This is a genomic window from Pseudomonas sp. IPO3747 (assembly GCF_013385245.1).
Lineage (GTDB): Bacteria > Pseudomonadota > Gammaproteobacteria > Pseudomonadales > Pseudomonadaceae > Aquipseudomonas > Aquipseudomonas edaphica.
The window spans coordinates 463,794-486,642 of sequence record NZ_JACAQL010000022.1 but is presented as its reverse complement, the minus strand read 5'-3'; the positions used below and the strand labels follow the sequence as shown (position 1 = coordinate 486,642).

The window sequence follows — 22,849 nt, the reverse complement described above, 5'->3', positions numbered from 1 at the left end:
CCCGCCCACACTGGCGACGGTGGGCGGGGTATGACTACCGACTAATACGCCCTGACACAAAATGGCTCACGTCATTAAACCCCGGCGTAGACGAATGCCCTGGCGTCACCAGCGAGTCAATAAACGCCTCATCTTCTGCCGTGATCTTCACCGCCAGCGCCCCGGTATACGCATCCCACTGCGCCTCGGTACGCGGCCCGACAATCGCCGAACTGACCGCGGAGTTGTTCAGCACCCAGGCAATTGCAAACTCGACCATTCCCACACTCCGTCCTTGGGTGTATTGCTGAATCTGCTGGGCAATGCGCAATGACTCCACCCGCCATTCGGTTTCCAGGATACGCTTGTCCTGGCGCGCCGCACGGCTGCCGGCTTCGGGCGTCACGTCGGGGGCGTATTTGCCACTGAGTACGCCACGGGCCAGTGGGCTATAAGGCACCACACCCAAGCCATAGGCGGCTGCAGCGGTAAGTTGCTCGACCTCGGCCTGGCGGTTGACGATGTTGTACAGCGGCTGGCTGATGATCGGCTGGTCGACCCCTAGACGCTCGGCCACGCGAATCACTTCGGCGATACGCCAACCACGGTAGTTGGACAGGCCCCAATAGCGGATCTTGCCTTGGCGGATCAGGTCGCCAATCGCCGACACGGTGACTTCCAGCGGTGTGTCGTGGTCCTCGCGGTGCAGGTAATAAATGTCCAGGTAGTCGGTGTCCAGGCGCTTAAGGCTGGCTTCCAGTGCATTGAACATGCGCTTGCGGCTCAAGCCGCTGCGGTTGGGCAGGCCGTCCACCGGGCCAAAGCCGACTTTGGTGGCCAGCACCCAATCCGAACGGTGGCGGGCAATGGCCTCGCCGACGATTTCCTCGGAGCGCCCACCGGTGTAGACGTCGGCCGTGTCAATGAAATTGATGCCCTGGTCCCAGGCCTTGTCGATGATGCGCAGCGAGTCTTCCGTGTTGGTCTGCTCGCCAAACATCATGGTGCCCAGGGTTAGTGCGCTGACCTTCAACCCGGACTGGCCCAATGTGCGGTAAATCATGCAAAGCTCCTCATGGCAGGGAAACGTTGCCCATGCAATACCAGACTCGACGGCTCTGGAACAAGCCCTGCGCGCGTTTCTTCATACACTCAGCAAGGTCTGGCAGCGCTGCTGTAAAAAACCATGCAGCACTTTCACCCGTTCCGACACTTGCAGGCGATGTGGGCACATCAGGTTGAACGGCGTGGGCTCGCCTTGCCAGTCGGGCAGCAGCGGCACCAACCGCCCAGCCTTGATATCGCCGGCAATATCCAGGTTGGCCTTATAGGCGATGCCGTGGCCCGCCAGCGCCCAGCGCCGCACGATTTCACCGTCATCGCTCAGGTAGTCACCCGACACCTCGACCTCCTGCAGCAAGGCGCCTTGGCGAAAGTACCAGGTGCTGTTTGCCTGCCCACGGCGCATGTAGCGCAATGTACTGTGCTGCGCCAGGTCGGCCGGCGTGCGCGGTGTGCCATGGCGCGCCAGGTAGTCGGGGCTGGCGCAGGGGATACGATGGTGGCCGGGTACCACGGGCAGCGCCACCAGGCTGGAATCCCTCGGCACACCAAAGCGCAGGGCAATGTCGACGGTGTCGCGGAACAGATCCGCGTTACTGTCGTTGAGCAGTAGCTGCAGGCGGATCGTCGGGTGCGCAAGCTTGAACTCATCCAGCCAGCCGAGCAGTACATTGCGGCCGAAGTCCGAAGGTGCTGCCAGTTGCAATAACCCACTCAAGCTCTGGCCTTGTTGCTTGATCGCCTGCTCGCCTTCGGCCAGCGCTTCGAGGGCTACGCGCACGCTGTCGAGGTAGCGCCGGCCTTCTTCGGTCAGGCGCATGCTACGCGTCGAGCGGGCGAGCAAGCGGATGTCCAGCCGGGTTTCCAGGCGCTTGAGCGCAATACTTGCCGCCGCCGGGGTGAGGTTGAGGCTGCGCGCCGCCGCCGACAGGCTGCCGGTGTCGGCGGTGCGCACGAACACTTCAAGGTCCAGGGTCGAGCTCATTTGTAAAAATCCTTTAAAGATCTTGTCGTTTTACCGGGATTTTTCGCCGATTGCCAAGCTGAGAAGATCAACGCTCACTTTTTTAGCCAGGTAGTAACCCCATGACATCTTCCCTCAGCGGTAAAACCGTTATCGTGATCGGCGGCAGCAGCGGCATCGGTGCCGCCGTGGCCAAGGCCGCCAGCGCCCGTGGTGCACATGTGGTGCTGGCCGGGCGGCGTTTGACCTCGGGTGTCGAAAACGCTGTGCGCAGCGAACCGGTCGACGTCACCGACAGCACCTCCTTGCAACGTTTGTTCGAGACGGTCGGGCGTTTTGACCACTTGGTGTTTACCTCCGGCCCGTCAGTGCGGGCAAAACCGCTGGTCGAGACCGATCTGGACGAGGCCCAGGACAATTTCAGCGTGAAACTCTGGGGCGCATTGCGCGCGATTCAGCAAGCGCTGCCATTTTTGGCAGAGCACGGCAGCATCAGCCTGACCTCGGGCCAACTGGGCCGTAAGTTGATGGCGGGGCAGTTCATCAAGACGGGTATCAATGCTGCGACTGAAGCGCTGGGCAAGCAGCTCGCAAAAGAGTTGGCACCACGGCGCGTCAATGTGATCAGCCCAGGTGTGATCGACACGCCGGCATATGCGGGGTTGGCAGACGAGCAACGCCTGGCGATGTTCGCCAAGGCCGGCACGGCGTTGCCAGTGGGGCGAGTCGGGCAGGCGGATGAAGTGGCGGCGGGTTATGTGCTGGCCATGGAAAATGGCTTTGTCACCGGCGCGGTAATTGATATCGACGGCGGAGGCCTGCTGTAAACACTGAGCAAAAGTGTAGGGCTGGTTCGCAAAGGGCGCAGGCAGTGCAAAAAGGTATGGCGGCACAGGCCGCCATGCCAGCCTAGCCGCAAGTCAACGCGTTGAGGCTCGGGTTTCCAGGGAGAACCTGAACGTCGCGCCATGCCCAGGGCGCTCCACCAGTTCGATACTGCGCCCATGCAGTTGCAGAATGCGGTGCACGATGCGCAAGCCCAGGCCGCCATCGCGGCGTGCGCCGCCGATGGTGAAGGCGCGCAGGAACAAGCCTTCGCGCAATTGGGCATCGATTCCGGGGCCGCTGTCGCTGACCATGACTGCTACGGCACCGGCCTCGGGCGCCAGGATCACCTCGACTTCTCCATTCACCGGCGTATGGCGCAACGCGTTGTCCAGCAGGTTGGTGAGCACCCGTTCGATCAGGCCCAGGTCGGCCATCACCGTCGGCACCTGGGGCGGCAGGGTGGCGATGAGGGTGATGGCACGGGCTTCAGCGGTCAGTTCGAATTTCTGAAAGATATCTTGCACCAGGTCCGGCAGCGAGAAGCCTTCTATCACCGGCTGCACAAAACCGTGCTCCAGGCGCACCAGTTCCAGCAGGGACTGGGCCAGGCCGCCGACTTTACGGCTCTGGTCCAGCGCAATGCCCAGGTAGCGCCGGCGTTCTTCGGGGCTCAGGCTCGCATCCTTGAGCGACAGGGTTTCCAGGTAGCCATGCAACGACGCCAATGGCGTGCGCAGGTCGTGGGAAATATTGGCGACCATCTCCCGACGTTCCTGGTCTTGATGGGTGATGGCGCGCCATTGCTCGCCCAAACGGTTTTCCATCTGCACGAAGGCGTGGTCGAGCACGGCGATTTCATCGCCGCTGTTGAGTTCGGGAACAGCCGTTTCGGCGGCTTTCGGCGCGCCGTTAATGTCGAACTGGCCGACCTTGTCGGTCAGTTGGCGCAGTGGCCGGGTAATCCAGGCAAAGGCGATCAGGCCCGCCATCAGGCAGAGCAGGGCGACCAGGCCGATGGACCACAGGGCGATCTTCAAGGCCATGCCGGTGGCGTCCTTGGCGTCGTACACATCATGGGCTTCGCCCAGCAGCACCACATACAGAAAGCCGGTTTGCTGGCCGTTGGCCTTGAGCGGCGCAGCACTGAATACTTTGCGCCCGTCGACGCTGCGCGGGTCATCGCCAAGGATCGGCAGCATGGCACCGCTGAGAAAACGTCGGACCGGCGCGAGGTCCACATGGTCACGCAGCAAATGCCCGCTGGGTGCGGCGTTACCCACCACACGGCCGTCAATATCGAGCAAGTACACCTCGACACTCGGGTTAACCAGCATCAGTTGGTTGAACAGGTTGCGCACGGCATCCGGCTTGAGGCCGTCGGCGTCCATCAGTTGGGTATCGCGGGCAATGTGCGCCGCCAAGTCACGGGACAGGCCTTGCACCACTTCCAGTTCATGCATGTGGTTGGAACGCACCTGCAGCCAGGCCGACGTGCCGCTGCAGATCACCAGCAACACGGCAAACACCACCGACAGGCGTTGGGTCAGGGTCAGCTTCATGCGGCGCTCTCGGCGAATTTGTAGCCACGGCCCCACACCGTGAGGATGCGCGCCGGGTTGGCCGGGTCGACCTCGACCTTGGCGCGCAGCCGGTTGATATGGGTGTTCACGGTGTGCTCGTAGCCCTCGTGGCTGTAGCCCCACACGGCGTTGAGCAGGTCCATGCGCGAGAAGACTTTACCCGGCTGACGGGCAAAGAAGTACAGCAGGTCAAATTCGCGCGGCGTGAGGTCCAGGCGCTGGCCTTGCAGGGTGGCGTCACGGGTCAGCGGGTTGATGAACAACGCGCCCAGCTCAAGGCTGCCGGCGTCCATCTTCAGGTTGCGCGCCATCGCGTCCACCCGGCGCAACAGTGCCTTGACCCGCGCCACCAACTCCGGCATCGAGAACGGCTTGGCCAAATAGTCGTCAGCACCCAACTCCAGGCCAAGGATGCGGTGCAGTTCGCTGGAACGCGCGCTGGTGATGATGATCGGTGTGTAGCGCGCCATGGCACGGGCACGGCGGCAGATCTCCAGGCCGTCGACGCCGGGCAGCATCAGGTCGAGGATCAGTGCATCCCAGCCACCTTGTTCGAGCAGGCCCAGGCCCTCGGTGCCATCGGCGCTGTGCACCACCTCGAACTGCTCGTCGCGCAGGTGCAGGCAGATCAAGTCGGCAATATGGGCATCGTCCTCGACCACCAGGACGCGTTTGGGCTGATCCATATAAGAAAACCTTCGCTTGTAGTCCGCGCATTGTGCGGCTTTTGCCACAGTGTAGTTATCACGAATTGTTTAACTCTGCGTGAGGATTTCGCGACCGGCCAAGGCTCAGGATGGCTACATTGCAAGTGCGCTGTTGTGGCGAGCGAGCTTGCTCGCGCTGGCTGCGTAGCGGCCCCAAAAAAGCGGGAGCGCTGCGCACTCCAACGCGGGGCAAGCCCGCTCGCCACAGTTGCACGCTCGCCATGAATGCCTATGGGTTGAGGAGAATCGTATGTACTCACGTCGACAAATGCTGCTGGCCGGTGGTGGCCTGGGTGTCGCCGTCCTGGCCGGTGGCCTGCTGAAACAGCTCAACATGGTCACCGAAGTCGAAGCGGCCGAGGCCTTTGAGGTCAGCCATACCGAGGCTCAGTGGCGCAGCCTGCTGACGGCTGAGCAATTTGACGTGCTGCGCGAGGAGGGCACCGAACGCCCTTACAGCAGCACACTCAATGATGAACACCGTGCTGGCACCTTTGCCTGTGCCGGTTGCGCATTGCCGCTGTTCTCCTCGACCACCAAGTTTGACAGCCACACCGGCTGGCCAAGCTTCTGGCAGCCGCTGGACAACGCGGTCGCCAGCCACGTCGACACTTCGTATGGCGTGGTACGCAAGGAAATTCATTGTCGCCGTTGCGGTGGCCACCAAGGGCACGTTTTTGACGATGGCCCGGCGCCCACAGGCCTGCGCTACTGCATGAATGGCGTCGCCATGACGTTCACGGCGGCTTAAGCCGATGTCCATTTTTAATTCGTATAAGGGTCGATTCCATGTGGCTGCTGGTTCTCGCGTATCTGGGCGGCGTGCTGACAATTGTCAGCCCGTGCATCCTGCCTGTTCTGCCTTTTGTCTTCGCTCGCACCGGGCAGCCGTTTATGCGCAGTGGCTTGCCGCTGTTAGCGGGGATGGCGGTGACGTTCGCCCTGGTGGCCTCACTGGCTGCGGTGGGCGGCGGCTGGGTGGTGCAAGTCAATCAATACGGGCGTTGGCTCGCGTTGCTGTGCGTTGCCCTGTTCGGGCTCACGCTGTTGCTGCCGAAACTCTCGGAGCGACTGACGCGGCCATTGGTGGCCGCCGGCAGTCGTTTGTCGGAGGCCGCCGGGGCCGATGCCAAACCGCGTCCGGGCGCGTCGTTCCTGATCGGCGTGGCCACCGGTTTGCTCTGGGCGCCTTGCGCCGGGCCAATCCTGGGGCTGGTGCTGACCGGCGCCGCGCTGCAAGGGGCCAGCATCGGCACTACCTTGCTCTTGCTGGCCTACGCCGCCGGGGCTGCCACCTCCCTGGCCTTGGCCTTGCTGGTCGGCGGTAAAGTCTTTGGCTTGATGAAAAAATCCCTGGGCGCCGGCGAATGGCTGCGCCGTGGCCTGGGTGCGCTGATGCTGGCCGGTGTGGCCGCCATCGCCTTGGGCCTGGACACGGGCGTGTTGTCGCGCTTGTCGACCGCCTCTACCGGTGGCCTTGAACAAAGCCTGGTCGACACACTGAGCGCCAAACCTGCACAGAAGAGCGGGGCGATGATGGCCGGTGGCGCCATGATGGCGGCGGCCAACCACAGCGACACACTGCCTATCGAAGGCACGCTGCCGCCGCTGGAGGGCGCGGTGCAATGGCTCAACAGCCCGCCGCTGACCGCCGAAGCACTCAAGGGCAAAGTGGTACTGGTGGATTTCTGGACCTACTCCTGCATCAACTGCCTGCGCACCTTGCCTTACGTCAAAGCCTGGGCCGAGAAATACAAAGACCAGGGTTTGGTGGTGATCGGCGTACACGCCCCGGAATTTGCCTTTGAACGCGACGTGAACAACGTCACCAAGGCCATGAAAGACCTGGGCATCACCTACCCGGTGGCGATCGACAACAACTACAAGATCTGGCGCGCCTTCAACAACCAATATTGGCCGGCGCATTACTTTGCCGATGCCAAGGGCCAGATTCGTTATCACCACTTCGGTGAAGGCGACTACGCCGAGTCGGAGCGGGTGATTCAGCAACTGTTGCGTGAGGCCGGCTCGACCAACGTCGCCGGTGGTTTGATCGAGGCCGATGCCAAGGGTGTGCAGCAAGCGCCGGACATGAACGAGGTGCAATCGCCGGAAACCTACCTGGGCTTCCAGCGTGCGGAAAACTTCGTCACCACCGGCGCGTTGGGCACCGACAAAGTGGTGAATTACCCGGCGGCCGGCCACCTGGCCCTGAACAACTGGACCCTGGAAGGCCCATGGAATGTCGGCGGTCAGCAAGCCACCCTCGACCAGGCCGGCGGGCGTGTGGTTTACCGCTTTCATGCCCGTGACCTGCACCTGGTGCTGGGGCCTGGCGCCGATGGCAAGCCGGTGCGCTTCAAGGTGACGATTGATGGCCAGGCGCCAGGCGATGCTCATGGCACCGATGTGGCGCCGGATGGCAGCGGTACGGTGACCGAGCAGCGCCTTTACCAACTGGTGCGTCAGAGCGGCGCCGTGCAGGACCGCACCTTCAGCATCGAATTTCTCGACCCGCATGTGTCGGCGTATGCCTTCACTTTCGGTTGAAGTGAAAACCTGATCCATGTGGGAGCTGGCTTGTCGGGTCGCCGCATCGCTGCGATAGCGGTGTACCTGCCGACGATGATGTTGGATCTGCCGGTGCCATCGCAGGCAAGCCAGCTCCCACACTTGACCGCGTACTGGAGTGAGTTCTATGAAGCTTCTCAAGATTTTACCCGCACTGGCCTTCGCCGCTTTCGTCGGCCAAAGCTCGGCGTTCTCCTTCGGTGGCGGCGAAGAGGCCGTGATGATCGCGCCGCCGGCCATGGACCTGCCGGCCGAGCCCGGCAACCTGCAAACCGCGGTGTTCGCCGGGGGGTGCTTCTGGGGTGTCCAAGGCGTGTTCCAGCATGTTCAAGGCGTGAAAAACGCCGTATCCGGCTATGACGGCGGCGCTGCAAACACGGCCCAGTACGAGTCGGTCAGTGACGGCGATACCGGCCACGCCGAATCGGTGTCGGTGACTTACGACCCGAGCAAAGTCAGCTACGGCAAGCTGTTGCAGATCTACTTCTCGGTGGCCCACAACCCCACTGAACTGAACCGCCAGGGCCCGGACAGCGGCACCCAGTACCGTTCGGAAATCTTTGCGCAAAATGCCGAGCAGCAAAAAGTCGCACAGGCCTATATCGCCCAGTTGGACGCCGCCAAAGCGTTCGACAAGCCGATCGTGACCAAGGTCGAGATGGGCAAGACGTTCTACCCGGCGGAGTCCTATCACCAGGATTTTCTGACCGAGAACCCGTCTTACCCGTACATCGTGATCAATGATTTGCCCAAGGTGGCGCAGCTCAAAAAATTGTTTCCCGACCAGTACCGCGCCGAGCCGGTATTAGTCAAAAACCAATAACCACCCGGACTGATCATTCCCACGCTCTGCGTGGGAATGCAGCCCAGGACGCTCCGCGTCCCAAGACGTGACGCAGAGCGTCACAAGAGGCATTCCCACGCGGAGCGTGGGAACGATCGTCTTCAGGATTTGGCCTTGGCCAGGTACGGCGCCAGCCGGCGGCCCATTTCCTCACCCAGCGCCTGCAACCCACTCAACGGGCGCACCATCACTTCAAACTCGACGATCTGCCCCTGTTCATTGAAGCGAATCATATCGATACCCTTGAGCTGTTTTTCACCCACGCGCGCGCTGAACTCCAGCACCACGTTAAGCCCATCGGCACTCGCCAGTTCACGGTGATAGGCGAAGTCTTCGAACACCTTGATCACCGTGTTGAGGATCATCGACACCACCGGCGCGCCGGGGTAGGGCGTGTGGGCCATGGGCGAGCGGAACACCGCGTCAGGTGCGAGCAGTTCGGGCAGGGCGTTGAGGTCGCGTGCGGCCAGCATGGCGTGCCAGCGTTGCAGGGTGTGGGCGGCGGCGGGGTTCAGGTGGAGTTCGGACATGGGCTGTACCTGTTCTTATGTTGGGAAGGTCGTTCACCTGCCCAACATAAGAGCGGCACTCAAGCAGGGTCAATCACCCGAATTGACAGATAAGTAACCCGAATGCACTCACACCACTTCCAGGTACGAGCTGTGAATCGCCCGCGCCAGTTCGCGCACCGTGTCAATAAAGTCCGTGAGCCGGCTGTGCAAGCCGTCCTCCAGGATTTCATCGATGCCGGTATAACGCAGCCGCGCTTCGAACTCGGCCGCCAGGCGTTGAGCCTCGCGCCCGTAACTGCCGGGCAGGTCGGCGAGGATATGGCTCAACTCCTCGATGCACGCGTGCAGTGAGCGCGGTACATCACTGCGCAACAGCAGCAACTCCGAGACCGAGCGCGCATTCAGCGCATTCGGGTACAGCTCGGTGTAAGCCTCAAATGACGACAACGCACGGAGCAGGGCGCTCCACTGGTAATAGCCGCGTGCCGAAAGGTCGCTGACCTCTTCGGATTCTTCGCCGAACATTTCATAACGCGCGTCCAGCAGACGCAACGTGTTGTCCGCACGCTCGACAAAGGTGCCCAGGCGAATAAACCGGTAGGCGTCATTGCGCATGATGGTGCCGGAGGTGGCCCCGCGAAACAGGTGCGAGCGCTGTTTGACCCAGTCACAAAAGTGGCTGATGCCATGGCGCGCCAGGCCGCCGGCGGCGATGCTGCGCATTTCCAGCCAGGTGGCGTTGAGGTTTTCCCACATGTCGGCGGTAATGCGCCCGCGTACGGCGTGGGCATTGCCACGGGCGGCGCGCAGACAGTTGTAGATGCTGGCCGGGTTTTCTTCGTCGAGGGCGAAGAAGTGCAGCATGCGTTCGGCGTCCAGTTGTTTATGACGTTCGAGGTAGCTGTCCAGTGTGCCGCTGCTGAGCAGCGACATGGCCAACTCATCCAGCCCGTCACTGCGCCCGGCCTGGGGCATCAACGACAGCGAATAACTGACTTCCAGCATGCGCGCCAGGTTCTCGGCACGTTCCAGGTAACGGGACATCCAGTACAGATCTGCGGCGGTTCTACTCAACATACTCAGCCCTCCACCACCCAGGTGTCCTTGGTTCCGCCGCCTTGCGACGAGTTGACGATCAACGAGCCTTCCTTCAACGCTACACGGGTCAGCCCGCCAGGCACCAGGCGGGTTTCCTTGCCCGAGAGCACAAACGGGCGCAGGTCGATGTGCCGTGGCGCGATGCCGTTTTCGACGAAGGTGGGGCAGGTGGACAGGCTCAGCGTCGGCTGGGCGATGTAGGCGTGAGGGCGCGCCTTGATGCGTTGGCGGAAGTCCTCGATTTCGGCAGCCGTTGAAGCCGGGCCAACCAGCATGCCGTAGCCGCCGGAGCCTTGGGTTTCCTTGACCACCAGTTCCGGCAAATGCGCCAGCACATGGGACAGTTCATCCGGTTTGCGGCACTGGAAGGTCGGTACGTTTTGCAGCACCGGCTCTTCGTCCAGATAGAAGCGGATCATTTCCGGCACGTAAGGGTAGATGGATTTGTCATCGGCCACGCCGGTGCCGATGGCGTTGGCCAGCACCACATTGCCGGCGCAGTAAGCGGCGACCAGGCCGGGCACGCCAAGCATGGAGTCCGGGTTGAAGGCATGGGGGTCAAGGAATGCGTCGTCGATACGCCGGTAGATCACGTCCACTGGTTTAGGACCGTCGGTGGTGCGCATGAACACTTTCAGGTCGTGCACGAACAGATCGGCGCCTTCCACCAGCTCCACGCCCATTTCCCGGGCCAGGAACGCATGCTCGAAGAACGCGCTGTTAAAACGCCCCGGCGTCAGCACCACCACATTGGGGTTGTCGAGCCGGCTCGAGCTTTTCAGGGTCTTGAGCAGCAGGTTGGGGTAGTGGTCCACCGGCGCGATGCGCTGCTTGGCGAACACTTCCGGGAACAGGCGCATCATCATCTTGCGGTCTTCGAGCATGTAGCTCACGCCGCTGGGGGTGCGCAGGTTGTCTTCAAGCACGTAGTAGGTGCCGTCGCCGTCGCGTACCAGGTCCACGCCGGAAATATGTGAGTAGATGTCACGGTGCAGGTCCAGCCCGACCATCGCCTTTTGATAACCCTCGTTGCCCAGCACCTGGTCCGCCGGGATGATCCCGGCCTTGATGATGCGCTGGTCGTGATAGATATCGGCAAGGAACATGTTCAACGCATTGACGCGCTGGATGCAGCCGCGTTCGATCATGGCCCATTCACTGGCGGGGATGCTGCGCGGGATGATATCGAAGGGGATCAAGCGCTCGGTGTCTTGTTCGTCGCCGTAGAGGGTGAAGGTGATCCCGGCGCGGTGGAAGAGCAAATCGGCTTCGCGACGCCGTTGGGCCAACAGTTCCGGCGGCGTATTGGCCAGCCAGCGGGAGAAGTCCTGATAGTGCGCACGGCAGGCGCCGTTTGCGTCATTCATTTCATCAAAGAAAGATCGAGCCATTCCAGTACCTTGTCAGTGCCCAGGGTTGCCTTGGGTGGCACTGCCGCTTAAAAAAACGCATATTTTTATGAGCCTGTGGCTGAGGGTGCCAACGGGCCTGGTCCTTACTTTCTTATGGGGTCGGCTCTGGGTCGGGGGGTAACGAATGCTCCTGTATCCGGGCAGATGAATGCATTAAGCAATGCTTGTGCCGGAACGGTGTTCAAGGCAGTTATTCCCCTGTGGCGAGCGAGCTTTTGTGGCGAGCGAGCTTGCTCGCGCTGGAGTGCGCAGCGCTCCCGCTTTTATTGGGGCGCTATGCAGCCCAGCGCGAGCAAGCTCGCTCGCCACAAAAGCGTGGTGCCACTAAACGCCGCTCACTACAAGGGTGCAGCGAATGCGCCAAATTGGTGCATGAACAAACTTGAACTTCATCCAGCCCCGATTCTTCTAACAAGGCTCGTCACCTTGTGGAGCACCGCCGTGCCCAGAATCATCTCTCCCAACACACCGGCAGCCGCCCTGGACGATCACAACGAGCACAATGCCAAGATTTTCGGCTCACCCAAAGACCGCCTCGATTTCTATCGCCGCGAGATCCAGTACGAAACCACCATTCTGGCCAACCGTACCGACGCCTATCTCTCGGCACAGTCGTTCCTGGTGATCGCCTTTGTCTCCGGCATGGGTAACCTGAACCCGGAGTGGGGCAAGTTTTTTACCTTGGTTGTGCCCGCGTTTCTGGCCTTCCTCGGCATTCTGAGCTCATTGAATGCCTGGCCAGGTATTCGCGCCGCCTACGAAATTATCGACCACTGGCACTACAAGCAGAGCGAGCTGCTGCGCAGTGAGCCGGTGATGGGCATGGCCTACGATGATTCGCCGCTGTTCTGCGAGACCGAATCGTCCCACAAGGGCTATCGCAAGTCGCTGCTGTTCTCCATGCGTGCACCGTGGCTGTTTATGGTGTTCTGGGTGCTGCTGGGTGCCTATGCGTTCTATATCCAGGTGGATAACCCGGTCTCTTAAGCAATTTGAACTTCGTGGCGCTGCGCACACCCTTAACTCTACGCAGGCTGCGTTTTACTCAAGAGGTGACCTATGAACACCAGCAACGACCCCCAAACCGGCAACCGTAACGACCCGGCCATCGATGGCGGCGAGCCGGCGCCCGGCACCGCTGCCGATGCGCCAAAAGACCCGAAACCTGCCAGCGACCCCAAAGCCCGGGAAAACGACTACAGTCCAGACTTCAAGCCCACGCGCGAGCCCAAGCCTGAAACCGATGCCGATATCGACACCCAAGGTGGTTAGAGGAGAAGGTCATGTCCCAGGACCTCGATGACGATGAAGAACTCAATGACCCGGGCAATGAAGACCCAGGTTCATTGATGGATGATGCAGAAGTACCGCTCAACGACCTCGATGATGCAGCGGATGTAGGCAACACCGAAAGTCAGGATTGAGCGTTCGCCTTGGCTCGTCGTTCATACCACGCCAGCTTTGGCTGAGTGCTCAGGTCATGAACGACGGCCCAGCAACTCGGTGCAGGTTGCTTCAATGTGTTTCGATCAGGTACTGATCCAGGAATGGTCAGCCCCAACTTTCACATTGAACGTGTAGCGAAGCGGGAAGTAATGCTCCTTGGTCTTCAGGATCTGGTAGGGCGCTGTGACTGGCGCCACCACGCCGTGACGTGCATAGGCCTCACTCACGCTTTGTTGAATGTTGACAACCGGACCCTGCGCCACGAGTTTGCCATCGACTAATGTTGCTTCTTTAGAGAGGCCATCCAAGCCTAAGTCGTACATGTCGGGTCTTTTCATTTTAAGCGTGTCATTAAACATATTCGGCCCTACGGTATCGAAAATTTTTGCCTCATACTCCTTGAATTCCGGGGTGAATTGCAGCCTGCCCTCGGGGCCTCGAGTGATAGTCGGTCGATTATTCGCAAAGTAGGGTTTGTTAGTCGCAAACCGTTTATTCATTTCCCTGATCATCTCGTCAAGCACCGGGTTGCCGGGTCGAGTAGCAAAGTTACTGGTGTTATAGAACGTTTTGTAATCGGCCACTTGGTGCGTCACTGGTAAACCGAGCAGCACATCGTCGGCGCCTGCTGCTACATCGACGGCACCGACGTTGCTTTGGATAAGATCATCGGTGTCCAGGTAAAAACCACCGTGTTTATTCATTATCGGGTAGCGGGCTACATCCGAAGCTGCCGCCAGATTCTTCCCTTGCCCTTGTCGGAAGTAGTTGTACATTTCGCCGGTCTTCAACTGCTTGAATGCGGCATCTTCATTAAGATTGAGCACCGTCACGCCGGGAATTTTCTCCTTCAGCTTGCTTTCTATTTGTTTGAACACAGCGGGGCTGTCGGCGTCCACGTGCAGGACTGTTTTATAGCTTGAAGCTCGGGTGGCGTTTTTGGTCATGTTGTCGACCAAGTGGGTGGGAATCTCCTGGCCCGCCCAGAAATAGTTCAACGTTTTGGGCACGGGAGCCAGTTGTTTGGGGATTCTGGGAATCGACGAAATATCCACAAAGTTATAGTGATGGGCGCTGGCTTTTTTAGCCTTTCTGGACGCTTCAAGTGTTCCCCGTTGCCAGTGGCCTTTGGTAGTTCGCCAGTAATACTGCTGGCCTTGCTCGTGGGTGCCTCTCCATGCGCCGGCCGTGCTGTCGAACGCAACTTCCTGATCAACGTTTTTGTAAGTAATCCTGAATGGATTGCCTGAGGTTTCCACGCGTTTAATATCGTCCATCGGCACTACGTAGGTTCCATCTCCCAGCCTGAAAGGCGTCGGTGTGCCACCTGCGCCGGCCAGCAAACGTTCGGATCGGGATAAAGGTGCCCACCCTGTAGGGCCAAGATCCTTGACGGGTATATCGGGGCTCGTGCCGTTCGGATGGCGGATGACGCGCCGGCCGTCTTTGACTTGGGACTCAAAGAGCCTGCCATCAACCTTCACATATTCGCGTTTACTGCGGCCCACCAACACGTTGTTCTGCAACCCCGTGGTCGATAGCTCGTCTGCGGCGATGTAGCGGGCTTCATAACTGTGCAGATCATCCAGTGAGCGTACTTCTCCATTGGCAGCAACGCGGTTAGGTTTAAAGTCTCTCAAGGGCAGGCCCATGGCGCGTTGCTTCAATGCATCGTATTCATGCCAATTACCCAGAAACATCACAGCCTGGCGCTCGACTGTTTCTTGGCCCACCTGGATTGTCCCGGTTGCTGCCAGGCCGTGTTGCTTGCTGATGTTCTGGATTGCGTCGTCACTGGAGATTGCTCGCAAACTATTCGAGTCGCCTGGTTTTGGCACGTCTGGGACGAAGTTCTCCAGCGGCTTGCCGTAGGCCTGCTTCGTGCGCGGGTCCAAGGCGTACCACTTATGGGTTGCCTCATCGAACTTAGCCAGGGCTTTTGTGTTGCGAGTGCTGTTGGCGGCACTGAATGCGCCTTCAGCGATATCGGCCTTTTTGGCCACCTCCAACAGGTTGACATGGCGGTACGAACGGCGCAGATCATTGACACCTTTATAGGCTTTGCCGGCTACAAACTTTACGCCCCTTATAGCGCTACGCGCGAGGTCATCAATACCGCCCAACGGATTGAGCGCGCCCACTGCTGCCCGCCCGACAATCTTGAACCCCAGGGCAGCTTTTGACAGCACGGAAGCACCGACAAATGAAGCTCTCGCGGCCTTGGCAGCGGAGCCGACGCCGACCACGAAACCAAAAATGTCGAACGCCAGGTCGAGAACACCGTCGGCAGTCTTGCCCTCGTTGAAATTTTTAATGGCCGACCTGAACGGAATAAAGCCCAGCAGCACCTCGCGAATGGCTTCGGTGGTGCTGTGTTCCGTCTGAAAGGTCGTTGTTCCCCTGGAATATGCGCCCAACTCAGGCAGCTTCATATCCTCAATCAATGCGTCGGCCAGGTATTGGGTTCTGGCACTGGCGAAGCTCTTCGGTATACCCGTGGCGCCTTTGCGTTCGTCTGTTATTCCCGCGGGGTACTCACCCCTGGGCGTTATCTGGTCTGCTATATAACGTGGGCCGGTAGACGCAAGGCTGGCGGGCGGGAGTGATGCATAAAACAGGCTCGGCTGCGGGGTGATAGTGCCCTCCAGCCGGTTGATTGCGTACTGCCTGGTCTGAGGTTTACCGTTGACGGTACGCAGGGTCTCCACCAGTACCACGCCTGTTTCAACACGCTTGTCATAACTGGAGCCTTGAATGCGGTCGTAGCGAATTTCTTTGTGTACGACGATTTCGCCGAACGCCAGATTTTGCCGGTCTTCCAGTTGCAATTTCGAAATCATGACCTTGAACTGCGCCGACGTGGCCTTTTTGACGGCGTCAGAGAACGTGCGAAAGTCCTCATTGAACTGCTTGATGGGATCCGGCAGGGTTTTGAGGATTGGCAGCAGATCGCCGATATTGATTTCGTCTGATGATGAAACCCATACCGCAGGCTTTCTGTTGTCGGAATCTGGTGGTGGGGATCTAAGCGCCCTGCGATCAATGAGCAGGTCCAACAGTGAGTAGGGGCCGGGGTATACGTTGGTAGAGGGCTGCGACGTAATGCACTTTTTCTCAAACAGCGCTGGGTCCATCCCGGGGCATGCTTTTTTCAAAAGCTCGACCGCAATGGCTTTGGTGGTCGGCGTCTCGAGGAGCGGCAGTGAGGCGGCTTCGCTCATTTCGCTGATATGCCGGTTGAACGCTTCACGCACCTCGGACAGGGCTGTCTGCGTGGTCGGATAGCCCATGCCGTTGGGAACGCCCCAGGCTTTGATCGCCTCGTTCTGGGCGGCATATTCGATCTGGCGTTCCTCGTTCGAGATAGGTGCAATATTGGCCGCGAGCATGATTTGCGCGTAGTCCATGTTGGCTGTCGCGCCTGGCGCTTTCGCTTCCACGCGCGCTACCGCCGTGCTGAAGCTGACCCAGCTGTGCGAACCCATCGTCACTTCCTGCGGGATACCCTTGACCAGAAACTGCGGTGCGCGACTGGCGAGCATGAGGTGGGCCTGCACGGCTGCTGTTTGCGCGCTGGAAGCAAGGCCGTTGGCAAGCAGATGCTCCTCCAGCTCCTTGACCACCCTCGAAGCCGATTTATGGCTGTTGTGGGCTGAAACCAGGGGGTAGCCCTCAATACGTGTTTCACCGTGGGCTTGGTCGTATTTCCCCACGCCCAAGGCCGCCAGCAGCCAGTCGGTGACACTGCCTTTGACTGAGCGAGCCTCGAATGTGGCTTCAATTGCCTTGCCCAGTGCGGTGCCTCTGTCTGAACTTATCAAGCTGCTGATCAACTGCCGTGGATTCAGCTGTTCCTGCGCGGAGATCGATCTGCCGTTGAGCAGATAATCCAGGACATGCTTGAAGGGTTTTAATGTGACGTCGCCGAATTTTCCTTCGGTAATTCCCGTCTTCAGTTGTGTCTGGTTGTCACGTGCAAGTGGTTCGGGCCATGTCAGCGCGCCGCCCAAGTCGCCATGGGGGGCGGCCTTGGGGGGTGTCGTGAGGAGCGCGCTGGAGAGGTTTTCCAGTTGCTCGGGGTTGGTGGGGACGTCAATGCCATGCTCCGTCAGAAATTGAAGCAGGCTGGTTTCGTTGGCGGCGCCAGTGCCCGTTGGCCGGTAGGTGCTGTCTGCAGACAGTGGCAGCGGCTGTCCCAGTTCGGGCTGGAGTTCCTCGAACTTTTTACTGCCATCCTCCAGGGCCATCGCCAGGCGTTGCAGTGCAGCGCCCGCCCGGTGCCAGTTGTGGATATCACCCAGTGCCGCTTTCTGTTCCTGTAGTGTTTCTTCGCTGCGCGACTGGATCTTGTCCGCAAAGCGGTCTGGATCGAGGGTTTTGAAGTTACCCGTCTGGTGGCTGATTTCGTCCGCTCGCTTCAGCATGCCAGACAGCGTCAGGTTCTGTGGCTCCTGATAAAATCGACCGACGAGCTTCCAGGGTACAGGTGCGTCCGGGCTATTGACGGGAGGCGCAAAAGGAAATTCGCCATCTATGACGCTCGCGGCCCGCAGGATAGGCCCGCTCAGGGCAGCCCACTGGCTGTCGTCCTGGCCCAGCGTGTGTAATGTGCTTAGCGGGTCAAGAAAGCGCTCACGGTAAAAGGAAATCTGACCTGATTTGGGATCGATTTTTATCGAGGTGGTATCAACCCCCAAGGCCTTGATCCACTGCTGAACATCGGGCGATTGGAAGGCATCATGCAAGTGCCTCCACCATTGGCCAAAGGTGGAGTGGGGAGCAATGTGATCGAAGTCTTCAACATGAGTGCGACGGCCAGCCAGGTTCAGGGCGATCGCGTATTGCATGGCCAGTTCGCTGTCTCCATTGGCCCGTGTGGCAGCCTGCTCTTCCTGCGGGGCCGCGGTGTCACGTTTTGGCCTTGAAAGCGGCGGCAGTAGCGGCAACGTTGGAGCAGATGAAGGGCGTGCGATGATCTGATTGGAAACACTGTTCATAGTGGGCTGCCGTTGTGCGTGTGGGAATAGCGCCTCGACGTGGGAACTAACGAGGCATTTCCCTTACGTAACAGCCGCTTCGGTTTGATTCCCTGCTTCCACCGATTCAGTCGTAACCCTATATTTCGCCCCCTCCAGGCCAACCTGCCTGGCCCAGGTTCAATGTGTTTCCATTAACTGCGAACCGATGGTTTTCATCCGAATCATATCCATCAACTGGCGCAAACCCGGTTGCGACTGGCGGCGGCTCGGGTAGTACATGCACAGCGGTTCGCCCATGCAGGCCCAGTCCGGCATGACTTCCACCAGGCGACCCTCGGCAAGCTGCTGCTGCACGCGGTCGGACAGGCAATAGGCAATCCCCACGCCTTGCAACGCAGCATTGACGATGGTTTCTGTGTCGGCCGCACTGAAGTGTCCGGGCACATCGATGCGTTGTTGGCGCGCACCGTTGCCCAGCTCCCATTTGTAGGTGGTCTTGTCGCCCAGGTACATGCGGATGCACGCGTGCTCCAGCAGGTCCTTGGGTACCTGAGGTGTACCGCGACGGGCGAGGTAGGCGGGGGAGGCGACCATGATCCAGCGCAGTGCGCCGGTCAGCGGCACCGCGACCATGTCCTGTGGCACGGTCGCACCGTAGCGGATACCCGCGTCGTAGCCTTCGGCAATGATGTCGAGCATGTGGTCTTCGACGATCAAGTCCAGGCGCAACTGCGGGTAGGCGTCGGTGAAGTCGCCGAGGATCGGCGCCAACAGCAGCACGGCTGCATCCCGTGGCACATTGATGCGCAAGCGGCCAATCGGCGCTTCGCGGTGCAGCTCCAGGGTATCGAGACCGTCCTGGATGACGGCAAAGCCCTGGGTGAGTTTTTCCGCCAGCAGGGTGCCGGCGTCAGTCGGTTCCACCGCGCGGCTGGTGCGGTACAGCAGCTTGACCCCCAGGCGCGTTTCGAGGTTGCGCATGGTGTGGCTCAGCGCCGAGGTGGTCACGCCCAGCTCATGGGCGGCATGGCGAAAACTGCGGCGCCGGATGATCGCCATGAACACATTCAGATCGGCCAATTCGGAACGATTAAAAGCCGCCATATCAAGCCTCTTTACTAGGAGTTCGGTTGCATGGGGCGTTGAGCCCTATTCAACATCGGATGATCTAGAGTAATTGTTTTCCTACGTATTTTTGCTCTTCGAGGAGTTTTTTATGCGCATCGAGACCCTCCGGATTGCCGGCATCGACAAGGCCGTCTCGCGGATTGCCCTCGGCACCTGGTCCATGGGGGGGCATTTGTGGGGCGGTGCGGACAACGAGCAGTCGATCAAGACCATTCGTCATGCATTGAACTGCGGCATCAACCTGATCGACACTGCGCCGGTGTATGGCCTTGGGCTGTCCGAAGAACTGATCGGCAAGGCCGTGCGCGGCATGCGCCACAGCGCGGTGATTGCCACCAAGGCCGGCCTGCAATGGGACGACGGCACCACCCGGCGCAATGCCACGGCGCGGCGCATCCGCAAAGAAGTCGAAGACTCTTTGGTGCGCCTGGACACCGACTATATCGACCTGTACCAGGTGCACTGGCCCGACCCGCTGGTGGCCCAGGAAGAAACCGCCGAAGAGCTCGAGCGCCTGCGCCGCGAGGGCAAGATCCTCGCCGTTGGCGTGAGCAACTATTCCTGCGCGCAAATGGACGACTTCAGTCGGCACACGGCGCTGGCCACCGTGCAGCCGCCCTACAACCTGTTCGAGCGCGCCATCGACAGCGACATCCTGCCCTATGCCCGCCAGCGCTCGCTGGTGCTGTTGGCCTATGGCCCGCTGTGCCGTGGCTTGCTGACCGGCAGCATGCACTCGGCCACCCGCTTTGCCGGGGATGATGTGCGCAAGCTTGATCCCAAATTCAAGGCACCGCGTTTCGAGCAATACCTGGCGGCTGTGGCGGCGCTGGACAGCTATGCGCGCGAATGCCATGGCAAGTCGGTGCTGGCCCTGGCCATGCGCTGGGTGTTGGACCAAGGCCCGACCATTGCACTGTGGGGCGCGCGCCGCCCGGAACAATTGAAGGGTTTTGAAGAGGTGTTTGGCTGGCACCTGACCGCCGATGACCTGACACATATCGACCGTATTCTTGCCAGCACGATAAAAGATCCAATCGGGCCGGAATTTATGGCCCCCGCCAAACGTTAGCCTTAACGACAGGGATGTCGGCACACAAACACCATCCCTGTTCGTCGAGGTTTTTGCATGAAGCGCGGTATCGTATTCAAGAACGCTGGTGGTTTGCTTGCTGTGTTGGCTTTGCTGGGGGCCTGGCCAAAGCGATCCCCGACGCTTTCGTATCGGCGGCGGACGCTGGATGCCAATCACTGTGGCGGCTGCGCCCCCAGCTTGCCCCACATCTTCTTGCTGATCTTCTGCCGGTTGGCGTAACCGGCCCAGGGGTCATCCTTGAGCGTGCTCAAACGCTCATGCAGATTAGCCACCGTCCATTGCTGCGCACCGCGTAACCCGTTCAGTTCGTCCTTGCTCACCGGCACCGAGACCGGCAGGCCCGGGCGTGCCCGTACCGAATAGGCCGCCACCGTACTCGCGCCGCGGGCATTGCGCAGGTAGTCGATAAAGATCTTGCCAATGCGGTTCTTCGGGCCACTGGTAGCGGTAAAGCGTTCAGGCAGTTGCTGTGCCATAAACTGTGCGATGGCCTTGGCAAAGGCCTTTACTGTCTCCCAGCCGTCCCGGCGCGCCAGCGGGATGACCACGTGCAGGCCTTTGCCACCGCTGGTTTTGACGAACGCCTCAAGGCCCAACTCATCCAGTACCGACAGGGTCAATTGCGCGGCCTCCAGCATGCTTTTCCAGGGCAGCGCCGGGTCCGGGTCGAGATCGAGCACAAACCGGTCCGGGGTTTCGATTTTGTCGGCAGTCGCGCCCCAGGTGTGCAGCTCAATGGTGCCCATCTGCACGGCGCCGAGCAGGGCTTTGGTGGTGTCGATTTCCATCAGCCGTGCATGGCCAGGGTCGAGGTTCTGGTCCAGTTGTTTGATATGGGGAATGGCCAGGCGCTCTGCATGTTTTTGGAAGAATTGCTCGCCTTCGATGCCATCCGGCGCGCGCAGTAGCGAGACCGGCCGGTGGCGCAGAAACGGCAGGAGCCATTCGCTGATGCTGGCGTAAAAGTCTGCCAACTGCTGCTTTTGCGTGCCACTTCGTGGATCGATCACGCGATCGGGGTGCGTGATGTTCACGCCGTTGCCGGCTTTTTTCGGCACTGAGGCCTGCTTGAGAGATTTGGCCGCGCGCGGTTGCTCATGGATGATCTGCGCCACAGGCTTGTCGCTGCGCATCGCCACGAATGAGGCTTGGCGTACCACGCCTTCGCGGGTCCATTCGGCGAAATTGACTTCGCCGACCAGCTCGGGCTCCACCCAGTGCACGCCGCGTGCCTGGCTGCTGGTCAGCGGGTTTTGCAGTGGCGAAGTTTTGCGCGCCAAAGGCGTGAGCTGGGCGTAAATCGCTTTGAGCGCGTGCTGATCAAACCCGGTGCCGACACGCCCGGCATACACCAAGCCGTTGTCGTCATTGACCGCCAGCAGCAACGCGCCGAAGCCGGTGCGCGAACCTTGCGGGCGGGTGTAACCGACAATCACAAACTCCTGACGCAGGCGGCATTTGAGTTTGATCCAGTCGGCACTGCGGCTGGACACATACGGGCTGCCGACGCGCTTGCCGATCACGCCTTCGAGCGCCAGGTCGCAGGCGCTTTCGAAGATGTCGCGTTGGTTGGCGGCGAAGGTTTCGGAAAACCGCAGCAATTTGCTGCGGCTGCCCGACAGCGCGGATTTAAGCGCAGCACGGCGCTGTTCCACGGGCGCTTCACGCAGGTCTTTTCCGTGTAAAAAAGGTGCATCGAACAGGTAGTAAACGATGTCCAGGCTGCGGCCGATATCGAACGCATTTTGCAACGCCTGGAAGTCCGGTAAACCATCGGCGTTAAGGCTGACCACTTCGCCATCCAGCCAGCTGTCCTTGAGCTTGAGGGCTTGGAGGGCCTTGACCTGGCGCGGCAAACGCTCGGTCCAGTCATGACCGTTGCGAGTGAACAGGCGCACATCGCCGTCGCGGATACGCGCCAGCATGCGGTAGCCGTCGAATTTGATCTCGTATTGCCAATCGCCGGGCGGGGCGCGGTCGACCAGGGTGGCCAGTTGTGGCGCGAATTGATCGGGCAGGGCGGTCTTGGCTTTCTGGCGCTTTGCACGCGGTGCAGGCGCGGGCTTGCCCACGGTGGCATCGCTGAGCACGCTTTTGGGCTGGGCCTTTACGATGTCGTAGTCTGCGGCCGGGCGGGCTTGCTGATCCTTTTCCTTGATCAGCAACCACTGCTCCTTGTCGCCGCTGCCCTTGAGGCGGGTGCGTACCAGCGCCCAATCGCCGGAGAGTTTTTCACCGACCAGGGTGAATTTGAGTTTGCCGGCTGCATACGCCTTGTGCGGATCGTCGTGAGGCTGCCAGACCCCCCGATCCCACACGATCACATCGCCGGCGCCATACTGCCCGGCGGCGATATTGCCTTCGAAGTTGCCGTAACTCAGTGGGTGGTCTTCAACGTGGACCGCCAGGCGTTTCTGGCTGGGGTCCAGGCTCGGGCCTTTGGGCACCGCCCAGCTTTTGAGTACGCCATCAAGTTCCAGGCGAAAGTCATAGTGCAGGTTGCGCGCGTCGTGTTTTTGAATCACGAATGACAATGCCGAGGCTTTGGATTTGCTGGCAGGTGCATCGCCTGCGGGCTCTGCGGTGATCTCGAAGTCGCGTTTGCGCGTGTATTCGCTCAGGGGCTTGGCCATGGCGTTCTCC

Annotated in this window: 18 protein-coding genes; 8 read left to right on the top strand and 10 right to left on the bottom strand. The window is 60.2% G+C overall.

Annotation, left to right across the window (positions count from 1 at the left end):
• Positions 1-34 precede the first annotated feature (34 nt).
• Positions 35-1,042, bottom strand: coding sequence for an aldo/keto reductase (locus HX790_RS23630; protein WP_017135511.1), 1,008 nt, complete (start codon positions 1,040-1,042; stop codon positions 35-37).
• A gap of 81 nt (positions 1,043-1,123) precedes the next feature.
• Positions 1,124-2,026 carry a LysR family transcriptional regulator gene (locus HX790_RS23625; RefSeq protein WP_176992263.1) on the bottom strand — a complete coding sequence of 301 codons (903 nt, stop codon included), beginning with the start codon at positions 2,024-2,026 and terminating at the stop codon, positions 1,124-1,126.
• Between the two features lie 101 nt (positions 2,027-2,127).
• Between HX790_RS23625 and HX790_RS23620 the strand changes: the two genes are divergently transcribed.
• A complete protein-coding gene (locus tag HX790_RS23620) occupies positions 2,128-2,832 on the top strand; it encodes an SDR family oxidoreductase (protein ID WP_017135513.1) in 705 nt (234 codons plus the stop codon).
• A gap of 93 nt (positions 2,833-2,925) precedes the next feature.
• On the opposite strand, the gene HX790_RS23615 is transcribed toward HX790_RS23620, so the two are convergent.
• Complete coding sequence (locus tag HX790_RS23615) at positions 2,926-4,392, bottom strand: HAMP domain-containing sensor histidine kinase (protein ID WP_017135514.1); 1,467 nt, start codon at positions 4,390-4,392, stop codon at positions 2,926-2,928.
• The gene (locus HX790_RS23610; RefSeq protein ID WP_017135515.1) at positions 4,389-5,099 is read right to left on the bottom strand and encodes a response regulator transcription factor; all 711 of its coding nucleotides are present in this window, start codon (positions 5,097-5,099) and stop codon (positions 4,389-4,391) included. Before HX790_RS23610 ends, HX790_RS23615 begins: the two co-directional genes overlap by 4 nt.
• Before the next feature lie 271 nt (positions 5,100-5,370).
• Between HX790_RS23610 and msrB the strand changes: the two genes are divergently transcribed.
• From msrB to msrA, 3 genes are all read left to right on the top strand, one after another.
• Positions 5,371-5,871, top strand: a complete 501-nt coding sequence (gene msrB / locus HX790_RS23605) for a peptide-methionine (R)-S-oxide reductase MsrB (protein WP_169985910.1) — start codon at positions 5,371-5,373, stop codon at positions 5,869-5,871.
• Between the two features lie 38 nt (positions 5,872-5,909).
• Positions 5,910-7,670, top strand: coding sequence for a cytochrome c biogenesis protein DipZ (locus tag HX790_RS23600; protein ID WP_176992262.1), 1,761 nt, complete (start codon positions 5,910-5,912; stop codon positions 7,668-7,670).
• A gap of 148 nt (positions 7,671-7,818) precedes the next feature.
• Positions 7,819-8,514, top strand: coding sequence for a peptide-methionine (S)-S-oxide reductase MsrA (msrA, locus tag HX790_RS23595; RefSeq protein WP_176992261.1), 696 nt, complete (start codon positions 7,819-7,821; stop codon positions 8,512-8,514).
• A 122-nt stretch (positions 8,515-8,636) separates the two neighbouring features.
• On the opposite strand, the gene HX790_RS23590 is transcribed toward msrA, so the two are convergent.
• From HX790_RS23590 to HX790_RS23580, 3 genes are all read right to left on the bottom strand, one after another.
• A complete protein-coding gene (locus tag HX790_RS23590) occupies positions 8,637-9,065 on the bottom strand; it encodes a nuclear transport factor 2 family protein (protein WP_017135518.1) in 429 nt (142 codons plus the stop codon).
• Between the two features lie 108 nt (positions 9,066-9,173).
• The gene (locus HX790_RS23585; protein ID WP_017135519.1) at positions 9,174-10,124 is read right to left on the bottom strand and encodes an alpha-E domain-containing protein; all 951 of its coding nucleotides are present in this window, start codon (positions 10,122-10,124) and stop codon (positions 9,174-9,176) included.
• A gap of 2 nt (positions 10,125-10,126) precedes the next feature.
• Positions 10,127-11,536, bottom strand: coding sequence for a circularly permuted type 2 ATP-grasp protein (locus tag HX790_RS23580; protein WP_017135520.1), 1,410 nt, complete (start codon positions 11,534-11,536; stop codon positions 10,127-10,129).
• A gap of 462 nt (positions 11,537-11,998) precedes the next feature.
• On the opposite strand from HX790_RS23580, the gene HX790_RS23575 reads away from it, so the two are divergent.
• The 3 genes from HX790_RS23575 to HX790_RS23565 all read left to right on the top strand — a co-directional run bounded on the left by HX790_RS23575 (position 11,999) and on the right by HX790_RS23565 (position 12,981).
• Complete coding sequence (locus HX790_RS23575) at positions 11,999-12,544, top strand: hypothetical protein (protein ID WP_026013566.1); 546 nt, start codon at positions 11,999-12,001, stop codon at positions 12,542-12,544.
• 72 nt (positions 12,545-12,616) lie between these two features.
• Positions 12,617-12,829, top strand: coding sequence for a hypothetical protein (locus tag HX790_RS23570; protein ID WP_017135522.1), 213 nt, complete (start codon positions 12,617-12,619; stop codon positions 12,827-12,829).
• A gap of 11 nt (positions 12,830-12,840) precedes the next feature.
• On the top strand, positions 12,841-12,981 hold the full coding sequence (locus tag HX790_RS23565; protein WP_176992260.1) for a hypothetical protein: 141 nt from the start codon (positions 12,841-12,843) through the stop codon (positions 12,979-12,981).
• Between the two features lie 105 nt (positions 12,982-13,086).
• Here HX790_RS23565 and HX790_RS23560 read toward each other — a convergent pair whose 3' ends face one another.
• Both HX790_RS23560 and HX790_RS23555 read right to left on the bottom strand, forming a co-directional pair.
• The gene (locus HX790_RS23560) at positions 13,087-18,000 is read right to left on the bottom strand and encodes a glycosyltransferase (RefSeq protein WP_256349298.1); all 4,914 of its coding nucleotides are present in this window, start codon (positions 17,998-18,000) and stop codon (positions 13,087-13,089) included.
• Between the two features lie 159 nt (positions 18,001-18,159).
• Positions 18,160-19,086, bottom strand: coding sequence for a LysR family transcriptional regulator (locus HX790_RS23555; protein ID WP_017135525.1), 927 nt, complete (start codon positions 19,084-19,086; stop codon positions 18,160-18,162).
• A 112-nt stretch (positions 19,087-19,198) separates the two neighbouring features.
• Between HX790_RS23555 and HX790_RS23550 the strand changes: the two genes are divergently transcribed.
• Positions 19,199-20,182, top strand: coding sequence for an aldo/keto reductase (locus tag HX790_RS23550; RefSeq protein ID WP_099549847.1), 984 nt, complete (start codon positions 19,199-19,201; stop codon positions 20,180-20,182).
• 176 nt (positions 20,183-20,358) lie between these two features.
• On the opposite strand, the gene ligD is transcribed toward HX790_RS23550, so the two are convergent.
• Positions 20,359-22,839: a DNA ligase D gene (gene ligD / locus HX790_RS23545; protein WP_099549846.1), complete on the bottom strand. Its 2,481-nt coding sequence runs from the start codon at positions 22,837-22,839 to the stop codon at positions 20,359-20,361.
• Between the last annotated feature and the right edge of the window lie 10 nt (positions 22,840-22,849).

Coding starts and splice junctions, on each gene's coding strand:
- HX790_RS23580 (WP_017135520.1), bottom strand. CDS start 11,536: ATGGCTCGATCTTTCTTTGATGAAATGAATGACGCAAACGGCGCCTGC.
- HX790_RS23560 (WP_256349298.1), bottom strand. CDS start 18,000: ATGAACAGTGTTTCCAATCAGATCATCGCACGCCCTTCATCTGCTCCA.
- HX790_RS23610 (WP_017135515.1), bottom strand. CDS start 5,099: ATGGATCAGCCCAAACGCGTCCTGGTGGTCGAGGACGATGCCCATATT.
- HX790_RS23615 (WP_017135514.1), bottom strand. CDS start 4,392: ATGAAGCTGACCCTGACCCAACGCCTGTCGGTGGTGTTTGCCGTGTTG.
- HX790_RS23630 (WP_017135511.1), bottom strand. CDS start 1,042: ATGATTTACCGCACATTGGGCCAGTCCGGGTTGAAGGTCAGCGCACTA.
- HX790_RS23585 (WP_017135519.1), bottom strand. CDS start 10,124: ATGTTGAGTAGAACCGCCGCAGATCTGTACTGGATGTCCCGTTACCTG.
- msrA (WP_176992261.1), top strand. CDS start 7,819: ATGAAGCTTCTCAAGATTTTACCCGCACTGGCCTTCGCCGCTTTCGTC.
- HX790_RS23625 (WP_176992263.1), bottom strand. CDS start 2,026: ATGAGCTCGACCCTGGACCTTGAAGTGTTCGTGCGCACCGCCGACACC.
- HX790_RS23550 (WP_099549847.1), top strand. CDS start 19,199: ATGCGCATCGAGACCCTCCGGATTGCCGGCATCGACAAGGCCGTCTCG.
- HX790_RS23620 (WP_017135513.1), top strand. CDS start 2,128: ATGACATCTTCCCTCAGCGGTAAAACCGTTATCGTGATCGGCGGCAGC.
- HX790_RS23600 (WP_176992262.1), top strand. CDS start 5,910: ATGTGGCTGCTGGTTCTCGCGTATCTGGGCGGCGTGCTGACAATTGTC.
- msrB (WP_169985910.1), top strand. CDS start 5,371: ATGTACTCACGTCGACAAATGCTGCTGGCCGGTGGTGGCCTGGGTGTC.
- HX790_RS23590 (WP_017135518.1), bottom strand. CDS start 9,065: ATGTCCGAACTCCACCTGAACCCCGCCGCCGCCCACACCCTGCAACGC.
- HX790_RS23570 (WP_017135522.1), top strand. CDS start 12,617: ATGAACACCAGCAACGACCCCCAAACCGGCAACCGTAACGACCCGGCC.
- ligD (WP_099549846.1), bottom strand. CDS start 22,839: ATGGCCAAGCCCCTGAGCGAATACACGCGCAAACGCGACTTCGAGATC.
- HX790_RS23565 (WP_176992260.1), top strand. CDS start 12,841: ATGTCCCAGGACCTCGATGACGATGAAGAACTCAATGACCCGGGCAAT.
- HX790_RS23555 (WP_017135525.1), bottom strand. CDS start 19,086: ATGGCGGCTTTTAATCGTTCCGAATTGGCCGATCTGAATGTGTTCATG.